Origin of the sequence: Brachyspira intermedia PWS/A, assembly GCF_000223215.1 — a bacterium.
In the GTDB taxonomy this organism is placed as follows: Bacteria; Spirochaetota; Brachyspiria; order Brachyspirales; family Brachyspiraceae; genus Brachyspira; species Brachyspira intermedia.
Genome location: NC_017243.1, coordinates 216,497 through 234,293, shown reverse-complemented (window position 1 = coordinate 234,293; position 17,797 = coordinate 216,497). Strand labels below are relative to the sequence as shown.

15 protein-coding genes are annotated in these 17,797 nt (G+C 25.2%); 11 read left to right on the top strand and 4 right to left on the bottom strand.

Annotation, left to right across the window (positions count from 1 at the left end):
• Positions 1-291 precede the first annotated feature (291 nt).
• Both BINT_RS01070 and BINT_RS01065 read left to right on the top strand, forming a co-directional pair.
• Positions 292-1,677 (top strand): MATE family efflux transporter, encoded by a 1,386-nt coding sequence (locus BINT_RS01070; RefSeq protein WP_014486707.1) that lies wholly within the window; start codon positions 292-294, stop codon positions 1,675-1,677.
• A gap of 92 nt (positions 1,678-1,769) precedes the next feature.
• Positions 1,770-3,158 carry an MATE family efflux transporter gene (locus BINT_RS01065; RefSeq protein WP_014486706.1) on the top strand — a complete coding sequence of 463 codons (1,389 nt, stop codon included), beginning with the start codon at positions 1,770-1,772 and terminating at the stop codon, positions 3,156-3,158.
• 137 nt (positions 3,159-3,295) lie between these two features.
• Here BINT_RS01065 and modA read toward each other — a convergent pair whose 3' ends face one another.
• A complete protein-coding gene (gene modA / locus BINT_RS01060) occupies positions 3,296-4,072 on the bottom strand; it encodes a molybdate ABC transporter substrate-binding protein (RefSeq protein WP_041177140.1) in 777 nt (258 codons plus the stop codon).
• 176 nt (positions 4,073-4,248) lie between these two features.
• Between modA and BINT_RS14625 the strand changes: the two genes are divergently transcribed.
• Positions 4,249-4,470, top strand: a complete 222-nt coding sequence (locus BINT_RS14625; protein WP_148258771.1) for a hypothetical protein — start codon at positions 4,249-4,251, stop codon at positions 4,468-4,470.
• 10 nt (positions 4,471-4,480) lie between these two features.
• Here the strand turns inward: BINT_RS14625 and BINT_RS01055 are convergent, their stop codons facing one another.
• Positions 4,481-5,776, bottom strand: coding sequence for a replication-associated recombination protein A (locus tag BINT_RS01055; RefSeq protein ID WP_014486704.1), 1,296 nt, complete (start codon positions 5,774-5,776; stop codon positions 4,481-4,483).
• Positions 5,769-6,761, bottom strand: coding sequence for a hypothetical protein (locus BINT_RS01050; RefSeq protein WP_014486703.1), 993 nt, complete (start codon positions 6,759-6,761; stop codon positions 5,769-5,771). Before BINT_RS01050 ends, BINT_RS01055 begins: the two co-directional genes overlap by 8 nt.
• A gap of 220 nt (positions 6,762-6,981) precedes the next feature.
• Here BINT_RS01050 and BINT_RS01045 point away from each other — a divergent pair, with 220 nt between their 5' ends.
• A complete protein-coding gene (locus BINT_RS01045) occupies positions 6,982-8,832 on the top strand; it encodes a methyl-accepting chemotaxis protein (RefSeq protein WP_014486702.1) in 1,851 nt (616 codons plus the stop codon).
• Between the two features lie 50 nt (positions 8,833-8,882).
• Here the strand turns inward: BINT_RS01045 and BINT_RS01040 are convergent, their stop codons facing one another.
• Positions 8,883-10,667, bottom strand: coding sequence for a tetratricopeptide repeat protein (locus BINT_RS01040; protein WP_014486701.1), 1,785 nt, complete (start codon positions 10,665-10,667; stop codon positions 8,883-8,885).
• 169 nt (positions 10,668-10,836) lie between these two features.
• Here BINT_RS01040 and BINT_RS01035 point away from each other — a divergent pair, with 169 nt between their 5' ends.
• The 7 genes from BINT_RS01035 (at position 10,837) to BINT_RS01005 (ending at position 17,746) form a co-directional block, all read left to right on the top strand.
• Positions 10,837-11,454: a carboxymuconolactone decarboxylase family protein gene (locus BINT_RS01035; RefSeq protein WP_014486700.1), complete on the top strand. Its 618-nt coding sequence runs from the start codon at positions 10,837-10,839 to the stop codon at positions 11,452-11,454.
• Positions 11,455-11,523: 69 nt separating this feature from the next.
• A complete protein-coding gene (locus BINT_RS01030) occupies positions 11,524-12,381 on the top strand; it encodes a DUF262 domain-containing protein (protein WP_041177139.1) in 858 nt (285 codons plus the stop codon).
• On the top strand, positions 12,378-13,046 hold the full coding sequence (locus tag BINT_RS01025; RefSeq protein WP_456151109.1) for a DUF7834 domain-containing protein: 669 nt from the start codon (positions 12,378-12,380) through the stop codon (positions 13,044-13,046). Before BINT_RS01030 ends, BINT_RS01025 begins: the two co-directional genes overlap by 4 nt.
• A 1-nt stretch (position 13,047) precedes the next feature.
• Positions 13,048-13,359 (top strand): DUF262 domain-containing protein, encoded by a 312-nt coding sequence (locus BINT_RS01020; protein ID WP_014486697.1) that lies wholly within the window; start codon positions 13,048-13,050, stop codon positions 13,357-13,359.
• Complete coding sequence (locus tag BINT_RS01015) at positions 13,305-15,113, top strand: HNH endonuclease family protein (protein WP_148258770.1); 1,809 nt, start codon at positions 13,305-13,307, stop codon at positions 15,111-15,113. The genes BINT_RS01020 and BINT_RS01015 overlap by 55 nt, the downstream gene beginning before the upstream one ends.
• Positions 15,113-15,364 (top strand): DUF167 domain-containing protein, encoded by a 252-nt coding sequence (locus BINT_RS01010; RefSeq protein ID WP_041177551.1) that lies wholly within the window; start codon positions 15,113-15,115, stop codon positions 15,362-15,364. Before BINT_RS01015 ends, BINT_RS01010 begins: the two co-directional genes overlap by 1 nt.
• A 75-nt stretch (positions 15,365-15,439) precedes the next feature.
• The gene (locus tag BINT_RS01005) at positions 15,440-17,746 is read left to right on the top strand and encodes a tetratricopeptide repeat protein (protein WP_014486694.1); all 2,307 of its coding nucleotides are present in this window, start codon (positions 15,440-15,442) and stop codon (positions 17,744-17,746) included.
• Positions 17,747-17,797: the final 51 nt, after the last annotated feature.

Genomic DNA, 17,797 nt, shown 5'->3' with positions numbered 1-17,797 from the left:
ATTTGATTCATATTATCAAATATCTGTATTTGATATCATTGCAGTAAAGTGTCATTTATTTCTATCTCTTATTGAGAATATGATTAAGTCTAATAAACATAATCTTTTGCATTATGTTTATCTTTTTTGAATGATTTTATACTTTTTAAACTTTTTTCTATAAACAATGCAATAATAAAAAAGTTATTAATAGGTTTTGAAAATAATATGTTTCAAGCCCCAATTTTTATGAAAACATTATGATAAAATAAAAACACTATAAATTATAAAAACTTATGAATGAGGACAATCATGGAAAAAGATAAGATGTTGGAGCTTACCGAGGGTAATGTAAGCAGAGGACTTATAAACTTAGTTATACCTATGATATTAGGAAACCTTTTAAATATCGCATACAATATAGTTGATACTATTTGGATTGGTCAAATGATAGGCCCTAAAGGACTTGGTGCTATTGCTGTAAGTTTTCCAATAATATTGATACTTATGGCTATAGCTTCAGGTGTTACAGTAGCATCCAATATTTTAATAGGACAGTATTTCGGTGCTAATGATAAAGATTCTGTAATATATGTTTCTAGAGTTTCAACTACTATAAGTTTGATAACTGCCTTAGCTTTGGCGATAATAGGATATATATTTGCTCCTGCTATGATGAGATTTTTAAATACTGCAGATAGTATAATGGAATATTCTGTTAGCTATTTCAGAATAAGCATGATAGGTTTTCCATTTATGTTTTATTATTTTCTAGTGTCTGCTTTGCTTAGAGGAATTGGAGATACTGTAAGACCTTTGATATTTTTAGCTATTGCATCCGTTTTGAATTTAATATTAGATCCTCTTATGATAAAAGGAATAGGACCTTTTCCACCTATGGGACTTGACGGTGCTGCTTATGCCACAGCTTTTTCTCAATTCGTTTCTGTTGCTGTATCTATGATATATTTAAAAATGAAAAATAGTATTGTAAAAGCTAATCCTTTTGATTTGGCTTTCGATCTTAATATAACTAAGCTGATGTTTAGGATAGGGCTTCCATTTGCTGCTATGCAATTAATAGTATCTGTAAGCTGGTTATTTTTAAACAGACTTATAAACACTTATGGAGAAGCTGCTTCTGCATCTGTTGCTGTATCTATGAGAGTAGATTCTTTATCATTTCTTCCGCTTTTAGCATTATCTGCTGGTATTGCCACTATGACAGCTCAAAATATAGGGGCAGGAAAAATGGAGAGAGTAAAGGAAATATTTAAAGCTGGAATGATGCTTTCTGTAGGAATATCTGCATTTATGGCTATTTTTTCGGTATTGTTTCCTGAGATAATAGTAAGAATGTTTACTAAAGATATGAGCGTTTTGAAATATACTAAAAGCTATATTTATGTTGTTATGCCTTCTATAGTAATGCTTGCTGTAATGTTTACTGCTAATGGTGTCATTAATGGAGCTGGTAAAACTTTTATGCTTATGCTATTTGCTTTTTGTGCTCATATAATAATCAGAGTACCTCTTGCATATATGATATCTCCTAAGATGGAATTATGGGGAATTTGGACTGCTATGGCTGTAAGCAACTTCTTTAGTATGAGTTTAAGTTTATTATATTACTTCTCCAACAAATGGAAAAAAGATGCAAATATTGCCTCTCATTCCGCAGCTGAACATAATTTATAAACATTAAAAATATTACTTATTGACTTTTATATATCTTCTATATAGAATTACTGAATTATTTGATATAAAAAAATAATTTAGGTAAATTTATAATGGCAAAAGAAGAAAAATTATTAGATTTAACAGAATGTAATGTAGCCAAAGGGCTTTTAATATTAGTTATCCCTATGGTTTTGGGGAACTTATTAAATGTGGCATACTCTACAGTTGATGCCATTTGGATAGGACAAATTGTAGGTTCTAAAGGACTTGCAGCTGTTTCAATAAGTTTTCCTCTTACTATGGTTGTTACAGCTATAGCATCAGGAATAGCAACTGCTGTTAATGTTTTAATAGGACAGTATTTCGGAGCTAATGATAAAGAATATGTAACATATATTTCTAAAGTTTCAACTACTGTAAGTTTAATAACTGCTTTAACATTAGCTATATTAGGATACATATTTGCACCTAATCTAATGGTATTTTTAAATACTGCTGATAGTATAATGGAAGATGCTGTTAATTATTTTAGAATAAGTATGATTGGTTTTCCATTTGTATTTTATTATACTTTTGTTTCTGCTTTGCTTAGAGGTATAGGAGATACTGTAAGACCTTTAATATTTTTGATAATATCTTCTGTGATAAATATAGTATTAGATCCTATTTTAATAAAAGGAATAGGACCAATACCAGCTATTGGTGTAGAGGGTGCCGCTTATGCCACAGTATTTGCACAGGCTATATCTGTAATAGTAAGTATGATTTACTTAAAAGTAAAAAACAGTATTGTAAGGGCTAATCCGCTTAATTTTACATTTGATTTTAGCATAACAAAATTAATAATAAAAATAGGTTTGCCTTTCACTCTTATGCAGATGATATCTTCTATAAGCTGGATATTTTTAAATAAAGTTATTAACTCCTATGGAGAATTATCTTCCGCATCTTTTGCTGTAGCTTCTAGAATAGATGCTTTATCATTTGTACCGCTTTCTGCTATTCTTTCAGGTATAGGAACTATGGCCGCTCAGAATATAGGGGCTGATAAAATGTATAGAATCAAAGAAATATTTAATACAGGATTAAAAATTTCTTTAACTATAGCATTGATTATGACTGCATTATGCATGCTGTTTCCAGAGTATATTATAAAAATATTTGTACAAGATGATAATATAATGCCGTATATGAAAAGCTATATATATGCCGGTGTGCCTTCAACAATATTAGTTGCCATTATATTTTCAGCAAATGGTATTATTAATGCTTCCGGAAAAACTTTTGTAATTATGCTGTTTACTTTATTTACTCATTTCCTAGTAAGAATTCCGGTTCTTTATTTATTATCTCCAAAAATAGGTTTATGGGGAGTGTGGATTTCTATGTCTGTGAGTAATTTCTTTAATATGGTTTTCCATTTAGTTTATTATTATTCAAATAAATGGCAAAAAAATGCTAATCTCACATTGAACTCTGCTTCTAAAGATGATAATTAGAGTATTAAAATAAATTCTAAATTTAAATAAAGCTTGGGCGGGTGCTAATAAATTCTAATTTGGCTTTAAATATAAATAACACTAAACTTTAAAATAAAGTTGTAAATTTTAAAGGGCGGGGTATGTAAATAAAGTTTTTATATAACAATTCCAAATCCATAACCTTTTAATATATTAATGCTTTTATCTGAAAATAAATAATTAATAAAATCTCTTGCCTCTTTTTCTTTTAAAGATTTTTTGAGTACAGCAATACTATAAACTATATCCGTATGAGTTTTAGGTTCAGCAGCTATTTGTAAATCATTATTATTATTGAGTATGGCTTCTGTTATATAAACTATTCCGCAGTCTATTTTATCATTTTTTACCAAATCAATTACTTCTTTTGTGTCTTTACCATATATAATTTTATCTGAAATAATATCATATATATCAAATTTTTTTAATATTTCCTCTGTATATTGTCCTATAGAAGAAGTCATTGATTCTCCAACAGCTATTTTCGTTACATAATCATTAGTTAAATCCCAAAAAGAGTCAAGATATATATCTGAATTTTTTGGCACTACTAATACTATATCATTTTTAAGTACATTTGTTATACTATCATTGTGCAATAAATCTATACTTTTTAATGCGTTCATTTCCCTAGTAGAAGCCGAAAAATATAAATCAGAATAAGCTCCGGATTGTATCTGTTTTCTCAGCCTTCCAGATGAATCAAATGTACAGCCTATTTTCTTACCTGTTTCCTTTTCATAATTAGTGCATATTTCACTTAACGGACTCATTAAACTAGCAGAAGCGAATATTATGATATCATCTTTTTCTTCTTTATTTTTCAAACATGAGAATAAAAACATTGATATAGTAATGAAGTATAAAGTTATTTTCAACTTATTTGTTTTCATAAATATTTCCAATATATGATGTACAAATTTATTCTCTAATTATATATAATTTACAGAATTAGTCCATATTGTTAATGGGATTTTTTCATATTAAAGTTATAAAAACAGAATTTGTTTTAAGATATATCAAAATAAATAATAGAATTTTGTAAATATTATGGCGGAAGTGGGGATATATGTATAGCTATTTATTGTTAGATATTCATACTTCTGTAGATTTACTTCCATATCCCCCATCTTCCAGAATCATATTATCATGCATATTTACCTCCAAAAAAGATAAAGAGAACTTTAAACTTAAAGGAAGCGAGCCACATAATATGGAACATATAATAATAAATAGCATGAACATCTATTTTTATTATAATACTAAGATAAAACAGATTTACTTTATTTAAGTAAAATGAATTATATATGTTTTATGATCCATTCATAACGTTTTTTGAGTTCTCTCTCTTCGCCTATATCCACAGGTTCATAATACTCTTTTTTTATGCCATGCTCTAAATAGTCCTGTTTTACTATATGATAAGGATAATCATGAGGATATTTATATTCTTCATTGCTTTTTTTATCGAATGTTGCAGAATGATTATCTCTCAAATAGTTAGGAATGGAATATAATTCTCCATTTCTTATATCTCTAATAGCTTTATTAATAGCATTATAAGCGGAGTTTGATTTAGGACATAATGCTAAATAAATAGTAACTTCAGCTAATGGAATTCTTCCTTCAGGCATACCTATAAAATCAACAATGCTCACAAGAGAAGAAGCAATATTCATAGCATTAGGTTCTGCAAGTCCTATATCTTCAGAAGCTAGTATACATAAACGTCTTGCTATATATCTAGGGTCTTCTCCAGATTCAAGCATTCTAGCTAAATAGTAAATTGCAGCATTAGGATCGCTTCCTCTTACACTCTTTATAAATGCACTTATAGTATTGTAATGCTCATCTTCATCAAATGTTATAGACTGCTTGCTTGTAACATCTCTTACTATTTCTTCTGTAATTGTGAGTTTTTCTTTAGTTTCATCTATTTGAGTTGCTAAGTATGAAGCTTCAAGATATGTAAATGCCTTTCTTACATCGCCATGAGAATAACGAACTATTAAATTAATAGCCTCATCTTCAACAGCCACATCATCTTCCCCAAGCCCCCTTTTATCTGTAATAGCTTTTAATATGGCTTCTCTTATGTCATTGTCATCAAGATTTCTAAACTCAAAAAGCATTATACGTGAAAGAAGTGCATTATTAAGATAGAAATATGGATTTAATGTTGTGCTTCCTATTAAAATTACCGAACCATTTTCAACTGCAGGAAGTAAAGCATCTTGCTGACTCTTATTGAATCTATGTATCTCATCTATAAATAGTATAGTTTTTTTTCTGTTTTCTAAATTCTTTTCAGCTTTTTTTATAGCTTCTCTTATTTCAGAAACATTTGAAAGTACAGCATTAAGCTTTATATATTCGCTTTTAGTTTTTTTAGCTATAATTGATGCAACAGTCGACTTTCCTACTCCGGGAGGCCCAAAGAAAACCATAGATGTAATCTTATCATTATCTATCATTTTCCTTAGAGTTTTATTTTTGTCTAATATATGATGCTGACCGAAAACTTCTTCTATAGTGAGAGGACGCATTCTTTCAGCCATAGGTCTGAAATTATTAATGTCCTCTTCAAAATCAAACATTGAGTTTTTCAATATGTTCCTCTACAAGCGGTATATAATTCATAATATTTTCTATTCTTTCTTTGATTTCATATTCAAGCAAATCGGCTATTGATATATAATCCTCATTTGCAAAAGCATCTAAAACATTATTCATCATTTCATTAAAATCATTTATAGCATCTGTAAGAGTTACAGAATTCAAAGAAATTTGAGAATAATCTATTGAATAAATAGAAGCCACATTTGAAAGTATGCTGAATGCATAACTTACTATACGGGAAAATTTCTCTGCATATATAAAAGCTTCTTTATCATTTCCTGATTGAAGTTTATTAACTATAGAATCAAGTATATCCAATATTAGAGGAAGGAATTTAGGAAGACTTCCTACTTTATATAAAGCATTACTTCCAGTGATATTTCCCGCAAAAAGGAATATTGTATTTATTTTAGCTTCTTCTATTACTATGTACATAGTAGGAAGCATTTTTTCAGTTAAGAAAGGCTTAAACTCATTATTAAAAAACTCATTAAATTTATCTATATTATCCGATGCATTGTTAAATTTTTCTAACTTCACTTCAAGCATTTTTAATATATGAATGATCCCATAAGAATCCAAACTCATATTAAATAGGAATATAGTTCTAGGTATAGAATCCAATACCCAATACATACCATCTTTTAAATCTTCTATATCTTTAGCAGTAACTGAAACAGTATTTGATACTTTTTCTATATACTCAACAATAGACATAATAGAATACAAAGAATATTCTGCCTGACTTAATGCTTCAACTTCTATTTTCTGTATATTTTCTACAGGTATAGTCTCATATTCTTCATCTATATAAGGCTGCATTTCTTTATTATCTATAATGATTTTATTTATTAAAAAGTCATTAGAATTGCACCATTCTTCTATAGGTTTTAATACTTCATAGGCATTAGTTTCATTTTCAAGCATTACTGATAATTCTTTGCCATTAATAAAAATATTCATAATTTTCGCACCATAATTTATATTTAAAAATTCTATATCATAGGTAATATTCGGATTTTATCAATCATTAATGATTACTTTTTAGTTATTAATAAAATTAAAAATATCTAAATTTTTTTTAGAAAAAATGTAAAAATATAAAAAATTTATTGACTATGTAAAAATAATTATTATATTCAAAGCGTTGATAATTTTTTATGAAAACATATGGAGTATATGGATGAGTAAATTTAATAGTTTGGCGGTAAAAGTTCCTGTAATTCTTTGTATTGTTACCACTATATTAATAACAATAATGCTTATCATTTCGCTTACAATAGCAGAAAACGGAATATCTAAAAGCAGATTTGAAGGATTTGAAACAACAGTAATGGGGTATGCATCAGTATTTGATGCTTGGTTTAGAACACAATCTTATATACTTGAAACTTATGCATCTGTTCCAATAATAGTAGAACAGGTGTCTAATCCTAATGAAAATAGTTTAACAACATTAACTTCAACTTTAAAAACATTCAGAGAAAAAAATGCCTGTGCTATACATGTAGGAATAGTTGATAGAAATGGAATTGTAATAGCAGACAGCGATTATCCTAAATGGATAGGAACTAGATTCACAGACAGCAATATCAATGTTTGGAATAAACTTCATAATAAAGAATATGGCTACGGCAGTGTAAGCTATGGAAATGGTCTTGCTCCTTCAGTAGTTAATGGTGAATTATCATTCATTTTTGCTGCTCCTATAAAATATGAAAATAGAGAAATAGGTTATTTATATACCGTTTTTAACTGGAGAGAATTCTATAAAAATTATATAGAAGGCATAAAATTAGGAGACACAGGCGGACTAGATGTAATAGGTCCTAACATGAAAGTTCTTATGAATACTGATTATAATAAAGTTAATACAGATGCTCCTCAAGTTTATAAAGAAGTATTTGATAAAAAATTATCAAAAGGAGTTGTTGAGTATACTGCTAATAATCATAAGATGATGGGATCATATACAAAAATGAAATATGTACCTTGGATAACTTCTATGACTATGACTTCAGAAGAAATATTTGCTGAAAGCAGAAAAGCTATATTAAGCGGTATTATACTTGGTATTATTACTATAGTAGCAATAGCAATATTTATTAATATATTTATAAGATCTATAACAAAACCTTTATCTTTAGTAGTAGATGAAGCTCAGAAAATAGAAAGAGGAGATTTGACAGAATTTACAGGAAAAATCAAACCTAGAAAAGATGAAATCGGAATACTTGCAGACAGCTTTGCTAATATGAGACATAAATTAGTTGAAACTATCAAAGAAGTTAATGATGCTTCTATATGTATAATGAATGCTTCAGAAAAATTGGCTAAAGGAAATATGGAATTATCAAGAAGAACAGAAGCACAATCAGCTAGTTTGCAGCAGACAGCAGCTTCTATGGAACAAATGGCTTCTACTATAAAATCATCTACTGAATACTCTATAACAGGAAATAATATGATGATATCTTCAAAATCTTCTATAGATGAAGCAGGAGATATTATTATACAAACTACTAAAAATATAGAAGAAGTATATGATGCAAGTACAAAAATAAAAAATATCACAAAAATTATTGAAGACATTGCTTTTCAAACTAATATACTTGCACTTAATGCATCTGTAGAAGCAGCAAGAGCTGGAGATCAAGGAAAAGGCTTTGCTGTTGTAGCAAGTGAAGTAAGAAATCTTGCTCAAACTACTCAGTCATCTGTAAAAGATATTACAGATTTAGTTGAAAATGCTTATGATAAAATTAATAAAGCCACTGAAACAGCTCATCATTCTCAAGAGATATTTGCAGATTTAAGAGCAAAAATTGATGAAACTGCTAATATAATGAGAGGAATAAGCTCGGCAGCGGTAGAACAGCAATCAGGTGTTGAACAAGTTAATAGAGCTGTATCCGAAATGGACGGAGCTACTCAAATGAATAATGCTTTGGTAAATGATGCTGAAAATGCATCAAAAGATTTAGTTGCTCAGGCTAATTCATTACAGCAAGCTATGAAGTTTTTCAAACTATAAATAATATACAATCAAAAAAAGCACATATATTTTTCATATATGTGCTTTTTTTATAAATTATTTTCTATTATATTCATCAATATTAAATAAAGTTCTATATCTTTCTTCCTATAATAGTAATGCATAGTATTTAATATACATTCTGAAGTGTAATTAAATAATTCTTCTATATCATCTATAACTTTTTTTGAATGCTCTATTTCTGAATCATTTATAACACCATTTTTTATATCAAAATTTGTTATGATATTTTTTATAGTTGTTATTTTAGCCGTATTATCAAAATTATCTTTTACAGCATTATTAACTATATTTCTATACGATAAATAATTGTCTATATTGAAATCATTGAAATCTATATAGGATTTTTTTTCGGTATTAGATGAATATAAATTGTATAAATCATTCTCTTCTATATTCTGAAATAAAATATTAATAAAATGGTAAATATCACTCTTTTTTGAATGCATTTCTTCATCATTGTTTACTATTTCTTCTTTTTCATAAATATTATCTGAGTAGTTATAATCTTCATTATATTCAAATACAGCACTTATATTTTTAGAATCATTATGTTTTTTTGAAGTATTATTATCATATAGATTAGCATTCTTTATAAGTTTTTTATATTTGCTTATATAATTATTATATTTTTCTTTCTTTCCTACTTTTAAATACAATTCAGATATTAATTTATAAGCTTCTGCCTCATCATCTTTAATTTCTATAGATTTTTTTAAATTAAACAAAGCTTTTTTATAATTACCCAATCTAAAATAACAATCACCAAGCCATAATAAAACTAAATAATTTTCATCATCATCATCATTAAGATTTAATGACTTTTCAAAATATTTTACTGCATCTTCATATTCGCTATCTATATAATTAATATAACCTATCCAATAATAGGCTAAATAATTATTTTCATTATTATATTTTTCATTTATTGCTATAGATTCAAGCAAATAATATACAGCATTTTTATAGCTTTCTAGTTTTGCATAGCATATACCAAGATATAAATAATTCAAATATTCATCATTTTGAGAATCCGTAAGTTTAATAAAGCAGTCAAGCTCTTCATCAATATCATTACTGTCCAGTGCAATATTTCTAGCCTTTTCAAAACATTCATCTGATAAATCATTTTCATATATAACTTTATACAGCAACCCCAAAGCAAACCAATTATCAAAATCATCATCTTTTAATTTCACAGATTCACTTAAATGCTCTAAAGCCTTATCATATATCTGCATTATAAAATATGTATTGCCTAAATAATATCTGCTTAAATAATCATTATTCTTCAAGTTTACTGATTTATTTAAATACATAATAGCTTTATCGTAATTTTTTAATTGAATATGACAATACCCTATATATCCATATACTAAATAATCTTCTGAACCCAAAGACATAGACAAATACATTAATGCTGTATTATAATTATTATTATTTACAGCTATTTTAGAATATGTTATTCCAAGCCATAGAGTATAGTATTTATTGTTATTATCCAAATTGTATGCATCTTTAAAATATTCGAGTGCCTCTTTATATACTCTCAACGAATAGTAGCATCTACCTATATAGTATTTATATATAGCTTTATTAGTACTGAATTTCTCTAATGAAGAAGCTTTTATAAAATGCATCATAGATATATCATATTTTTTTAATCTATAACAGCAATATCCTGCTTTAAACATCGCTTCTATATTATTAGGGTTTATCAATAAAATATCATTGCATAAGGAAAATGCCTCGCTATAGTTCTTATTTTTTATATGTTCATCTACTTCATGCAGATATTTATTAATATTTTCCATAAGATCCTTTTACACTATTAGTGCTATATTATAAATCATATTTAATAAATTTGAAGCTACTTGTAAATAATTATATATAGATTAATATAAAAAATCATTTTATAGTTTTAGTCATTCGTATATGGCTTAATAATAATATACAAAAAATTTTCTAAAAAAGGACAATTAAATGAACAATATAAACTTTGACATACAAAGCAATAAAGACAATTATTTTGAAAGTGAAACTACTGCATACATCAATCCACCTAAGAAAATTCCTTTCTTTTTGAAACTGCCTATATGGATAGCAAAAAAGAAAGTTAAAAAAGATTTACTCCTTCCAAAGATTTTAGCTTGGAATCCTAAAACTGCAATAAGTTCTGGTGTGATGGAAGCATTAATAACTCATGATGATAAAGAAGTACCTAAAAGGCTTTTGAAACTCATAAGGATACAGATTTCAATAGATGTTGCATGTCCGTTTTGTATAGATATGAACAGCTTTGAATATGATAAAGAAAATGTCTCAGATGAAGAAATAAAATATTTACAAAATAAAGATATAGATGCCTGCCCTACTCTATCGAATAAAGAAAAAACAGCTTTAAAATATATTTCAGCCATAACAAAAACTCCTGTAATAATATCAGAAGAATTAATCACAGAAGTAAAAAAAGAGTATTCAGAACGTGCTATATTAATATTAGCTTCCACTGCGGCTCAGGTTAATTATTGGGCTAGGCTTATAAGAGGTTTAGGAGTGCCTACTGCTGGGTTTACTAATATATGTAAAATTAATAAATAAAGCATAAAAATATTGACTATAAATAAAAAAATTACTATACTTAACATATTATATTAAAGGTTTTTATATATGAGTATTAATGTAAACATATTAACTCTAAAAGAATTACTAGAAAAACAATTGGTTATTCCTGAATACCAAAGATTTTATGTATGGGATAAAGAAAATGTTGATGATCTTTTAAATGACTTAAAAGATTTTTTCCTAAATAATGAGAATGAAGAATATTATTTAGGAACAGTAATTCTTCATAATGATAAAACAAATAAAAAATACAATATTATAGATGGTCAGCAGCGTATATTAACTTTATTAATAATACTATATGTTTTTGAACAACAAAAATATAATTATGTTTTTGAACAACAAAAATATAATATTGAAGGAAAATTTAATAATAAAATAACTATGCAAAACATAAGAAATAATTATAAATATGTAAAAGAATATTTAGATAATAATCAAAATAATAAAATTACTTTACTAAACAATATTATATTTACAGAAATAGAAACTGACTCAGAAGATGAGGCTTTTATATTTTTTGATACGCAAAATGGGAGAGGCGTTACATTAGATGCAATAGATTATTTGAAATCATATCATTTAAGAGCTATAAAAAATGATAATTATAGAGATATTATTGCAGAAGATTGGGATAAGAATAATAAATATGACAAAAAGAAAAAACATAATAATTTAAATATTTTATTTAACGAAATACTATGGAAAGCTAGAAGATGGACAGGACGCAATATACATTATGAAAATATAAAAGAAATAAAAAGAGAATTTGAAAAAAATACTAAACATAATGATAATGATCAATGTTTATATTATACAAATATTGAAAATATTATGTATATTGATAAAAATATTACTAAAGATATTAATTCCTTAGTATTTAATATTAAAGAAAAAACATAAAAATTAAAGATAAAAAATATTATCCATTTAAGATACGTCAGCCAATTATGGAAGGTATTAACTTTTTTCTATATACAAATAAATATAATGAGATATACAAATATTTATTTGATAATAATAATGAAGTATCAGATGAAGATGCTGATGAAGATGAAATTAAAAAATTTCATAAATTATATACAGATATATATAAAACAAATATAAGTAAATATTTAAAATCTTTATTTGAACTGCTTTGTGTTGTTTATTATGATAAATATGGAGAAAAAGATTTATTTAAATTCGCTTTATATTGCGATTATTTAATAGGAAATTATCGTATATTAAAAGCTAGAATATCAAAAGAAACTATAATTAAAATATTAAAATTTGATATAGAAGAAAAAGAGACAGATAATTTATTAGATATTATACAGATGTCATTTGAGTCAGATGAAATTATAAAATTTATAGATAAAATCACTCCTAAAATAAAAGAAAATATAGATATAAAAAAATCAGGAGTAATTTCTAAATATATTATCAGCTATTCAAATTTTATTAAAGATAAAGGTATAGATATAAACATAACATGGATGAAAGATAAAAAACGTATAAATTATAAAATGGATAAATTAAAAGATAGAAAAAATAGTATATTAAAAATAATTTCCAAAGGACAATGATATGGGTAATAAAGTTGAAGCAGGTAAATTTAGTTTAAATAAAATAATAGATGAAAAAATGTATTTTAGTATACCAAATTATCAAAGAAACTATGTATGGAAAGAAGAGCAAATAAGAAAACTTTTAGAAGATATAGAAAATGCCATTATAAATAATAATAATGAATATTATATAGGTTCATTAATTGTATTTTATAGAGATGATGACAATAACAATAGATATGACTTGGTAGACGGACAGCAGCGTTTTACTACAATATGCTTACTTTTAATTCAGATAAAAAAATTATTGATAACAATGAATTTGTATTAAAGTTTTTAGATAAAAATAAAAAAGAAAGATTAATTTTTAGAGCTAGGAAATTTGCTAACCTTTTTAATGAAGAAAATCAAAACTCAGATTTTGATATAGCAAATAAAGAAATAAATCATTTTCTGAATAGGATTAATTCTGATAAAAGCATAATAACATTAAATAGTTTTATAGAATATATTGCTAAAAATTTAACTTTTGTAATTAATAAAATGCCAAATAAAAATCAGATGTATATAAATAAATTATTTGAAACATTTAATAATAGAGGAAGACAATTAAAACAGCATGAAATATTAAAATCTTATTTGCTGTCAAAAGTAAATAATAGGGATATCTATTCTAGAATATGGGATTCATGTTCCATAATGGATAACTATATTGAAAAAAATTTAAAAGATATATTAAAAATAGATAATGAAACACTGAGAAAATTAGTTAATGCTAATGACAGAGGAAAGGCTGATGAGAAAGATGTAGGCGTATCAGAAAATATTGAAGAATATTTGAAATCTATAATAAAGGAAACAGAAAATCAAGATAATTTAAAAAGTAAAAGAGGACTTGATTTTTATGACATTTTAAATTTAAAAAGGAATTCTGATTTTGAAGATTTAGATAATCAATTTGAAAATGATTTATATAATGATTCAGAAAGTAATTATGAAGCACCAAAGATAAGAAGTATAATAAGTTTTCCAATGCTTTTATTACATACTTTAAGAATTTTTTTAATAGAAAATAAAATAGCAAAAACAGTAGATGTAAAAGAAAAAGAGCTCATCAATATATTCAAACATATTTTTGATGATGATAATATATCTAAAAAGACATCCTATTTTTTTAAGCTTTTATGGAAAATAAGAGTTCTATTTGATAAATATGTTATTAAATTTGTGTCAGATAATGAAGATGGAGAAGTATTATCTATATGTAATATTATTTATAGAAAAAATAGTAGGAGTATAGAAAGAAGGATAGATAAAAATAATAAAGCTTTATCTATGCTTCAAAGTATATTATACTACACTCAGGAATCAATAACGCAGTATTGGCTTACTCCTTTTTTATATCAATGTATAAAAATTAATGATGCAAATGAGTTATATCAATATTTAATGAAATTAGATAATTTATTATATTTTTATAAAATTAAAAAATCAAAAACTTTAAGTGAAAAAACTATTGAAATATCCGCTATTGATATAGATGGTTATTATCATGACAATACCAAAACCAAAAATATGATAAAGAAATTAAAAGAAGAATTACAAAATTTAAATTATTACGGATGTAATAGATATTGGTTTTACAAATTAGAATTTATTTTATGGTATAATTATTATAATAATATAGATTCTAATATTTTTAATCAAAATGATGATAATATTAATAAAAAAATAAAAGAAATATTAAATAAATTTAGAATTACTTCCAAAAATTCTATAGAACATGTATATCCGCAAAATGATACACAATTATCAAACGATGATAAATGGTCTGATGAAACAAAAGAAGAATGTTTAAATAGTTTTGGTAATTTAGTTCTTATTAGCGGAAGTTTAAATTCAGAATTAAATAATAAATCATATAAATTTTCTATATTAAGAGATAAACTTAAAAAAGGCGAGGTACAGTCATTAAAATCATTATTGATATTAAAAAACAATAAATGGGATGAAAATGCATGTAAGGAACATTTAAACAAAGTTATCGAATTATATAAAGAGTATTATGAAAAATATACAAAATGATGAACATAGAAGTTAAAGTAACAGCTGGAGCTAAATCCAACAGTTTTAAATTTGAGAATGGGGCCTATTCCATTCGCATTATGGCTAAGGCTATAGACGGTAAAGCTAATAAGGCTATAATTGATTTTTTGGCTGATGAGCTTAATATCAAAAAAAGAGATGTTGAAATATTAAAGGGTGAGAAAAACAGCAAAAAACTTATCTCTATTAATATCAATGATGATGATTTAAAAAAGTATTTTAATAAATAAAAAATTGCATTTTAATGTTGACATAATATACATATTCATTGTAAAATAATTACAATAATTGTATACGGGGTTTTTATGTACAATACAAAGATGGAAAATCTTTTAAATGAAGTTTCATACAGACTTAATAATGAAGATTATCATCAGACTCTTGAAATATTAGATGTTATATTAAAAAAAGTTCCTAAAAATTATAGAGCAAATCTATATAAAGGACAGGTATGCGTTGAGCTTAAAGAGTATGAAGATGCTGTAAGATATTTTGAAGAAGCTAAAAAAGTAGATATAAAAACTTTTAAATCTTATAATCTTCTTGGTATAAGTTATCATGCTATAAAACAGTATGACAAAGCTATAGAATGTTTCAATGAAACTTTAAAAATCACCCCTAATTCTTTTAAAGCATATAATCTGCTTGGAATAAGTTATTTTGAAAAAAAAGATTATACTAATGCTATAGAAAATTTTAATAAAGCTATAGAAATTAATCCTAAATATGATAAGGCTTTTAATAATTTAGCTTTATTCTATTATAAAAATAAAAAATATAATGAAGCAATAGAATTTTTTGAACATTCAAAATCTTTAGATGAAAGAGTTTTTAAAGCTTATGATATGCTTGGAATGAGCTATTATAATATTAATAATTATGAAAAGGCAATAGAATGCTTTACTAAATTCCTTCAGTATAATGGTAAGTCATGCAAAATAGCTAATACTTTGGGAGCAGTATATTCATTCCTAAAAGATTATGATAATGCTATAAAATATTTCAATATAGCTATAGATATTAATCCTAAATATGCCAATGCCTATAATAATTTAGCTTTAGTTTATTTCAATAGAAAGATGTTCGATAAAGCGGCACTTTATTTTGATAAGGCTAAAAAATTAGATATTAATACTTTTACCGATTATAATAAATTAGGAATAAGCTATTATTCTAAAAAATATTATTATGAAGCTATAGAATGTTTTGAAAGAGTGATAGAAAAAAATCCAAATGCTTATAAGGCTTATAACTTTATAGGTATATGCTACTCATCTAATGAAGAATATGACAAAGCTATAAACTATTTCAATAAATCTATAGAAATTAATGACAGATATTATAAGGCTTATAATAATTTGGCACTAGCTTATTATAATTTAGAAGATTATAATAATGCGATAGAGAATTTCAATAAAGCAATAGATATAAATAATAATAATGCTGATTCATATAACGGTATAGGTTTATCCTACTATTATTTAGGCGAAAAAGAAAAATCATTAATTTATTTAAATAGAGCATTAGAGCTTAATCCTTCATACAGCAATTCTTATGAAATATTATTTAATCTATACTTTGATTTAGAAGAATATGATAATGCTTTGAGTATTGCAGATAAAATTATAGAAGTAAATCCTAATTCATTTAAACATTATGATAAATTACTTTCAATATGTTTTGATAATAAAGATTATAATAAAGTTATAGAATATGCATCAAGAATTGATAGAAGAGATGATGACATTTATAATATGCTGGCTCAATCATACTATAGAATAAAAGATTATGATAATGCCTCTATATGTTATAATAAATTAATAGAAAGTAAAAAATCATCTTTCGAGCTTTATAATAATTTGGCTGTTATATATTATTTGAAAAAAGATTATGATTCACTTCTTGATACTTACAATAGATATATAGATAATTTTGATTTAAGAGAAGATAATTTTGCAAGCTACAATATATTTTTATTATCATATACTTTATTGAAAGGAAATATAATAAAATATAATGACTTTTTAGACTTATTTGAAAAATCTTTAAATAAAACTATAGAGTTCCATAATATACATAAAAATAATTCTTCTTGCACTCTATACAAAAATATTAACTATAATACAGACACTCTTAAATTATTATTAGATAAAAAAACAGAAACTGAAAATATATTCAATATTTTAGAAAACTCTATGGAAGCAGGAAAATTAACAGCAATAAAACCTGTTATAGAACATTTTAATAATAAAATGAATATTTATTTTGCTTCATTTAATTCATCTATTAATAATTTATATGATAATAGCATATGTATAGAGTATGAAGCTTCAGATTCAATTATAATTAAAACAAAAAATTATAATAAAGAAGAAAATGTTTACGGAAGAACTGCTAAGTTTATCACTAAAGAAGATAATATTCATTATGACACTTTACTTTCTATATTCAGCTATAATTCAGAAGATTATGCTTACAGAGCAATTTTAAATAACAATAATATAAAAATAAAAAGCATATACTTCCCTAAAAACTTTGATGATTCTAATATAGAAATTATAAGAAGAATAATTAATGATGAAAGTATTAAACTTTGCAAATTAGATAATTGAAATATAATTTATAAAAAATAATCTAAATAATTTTCATTGCTAAAAATATAA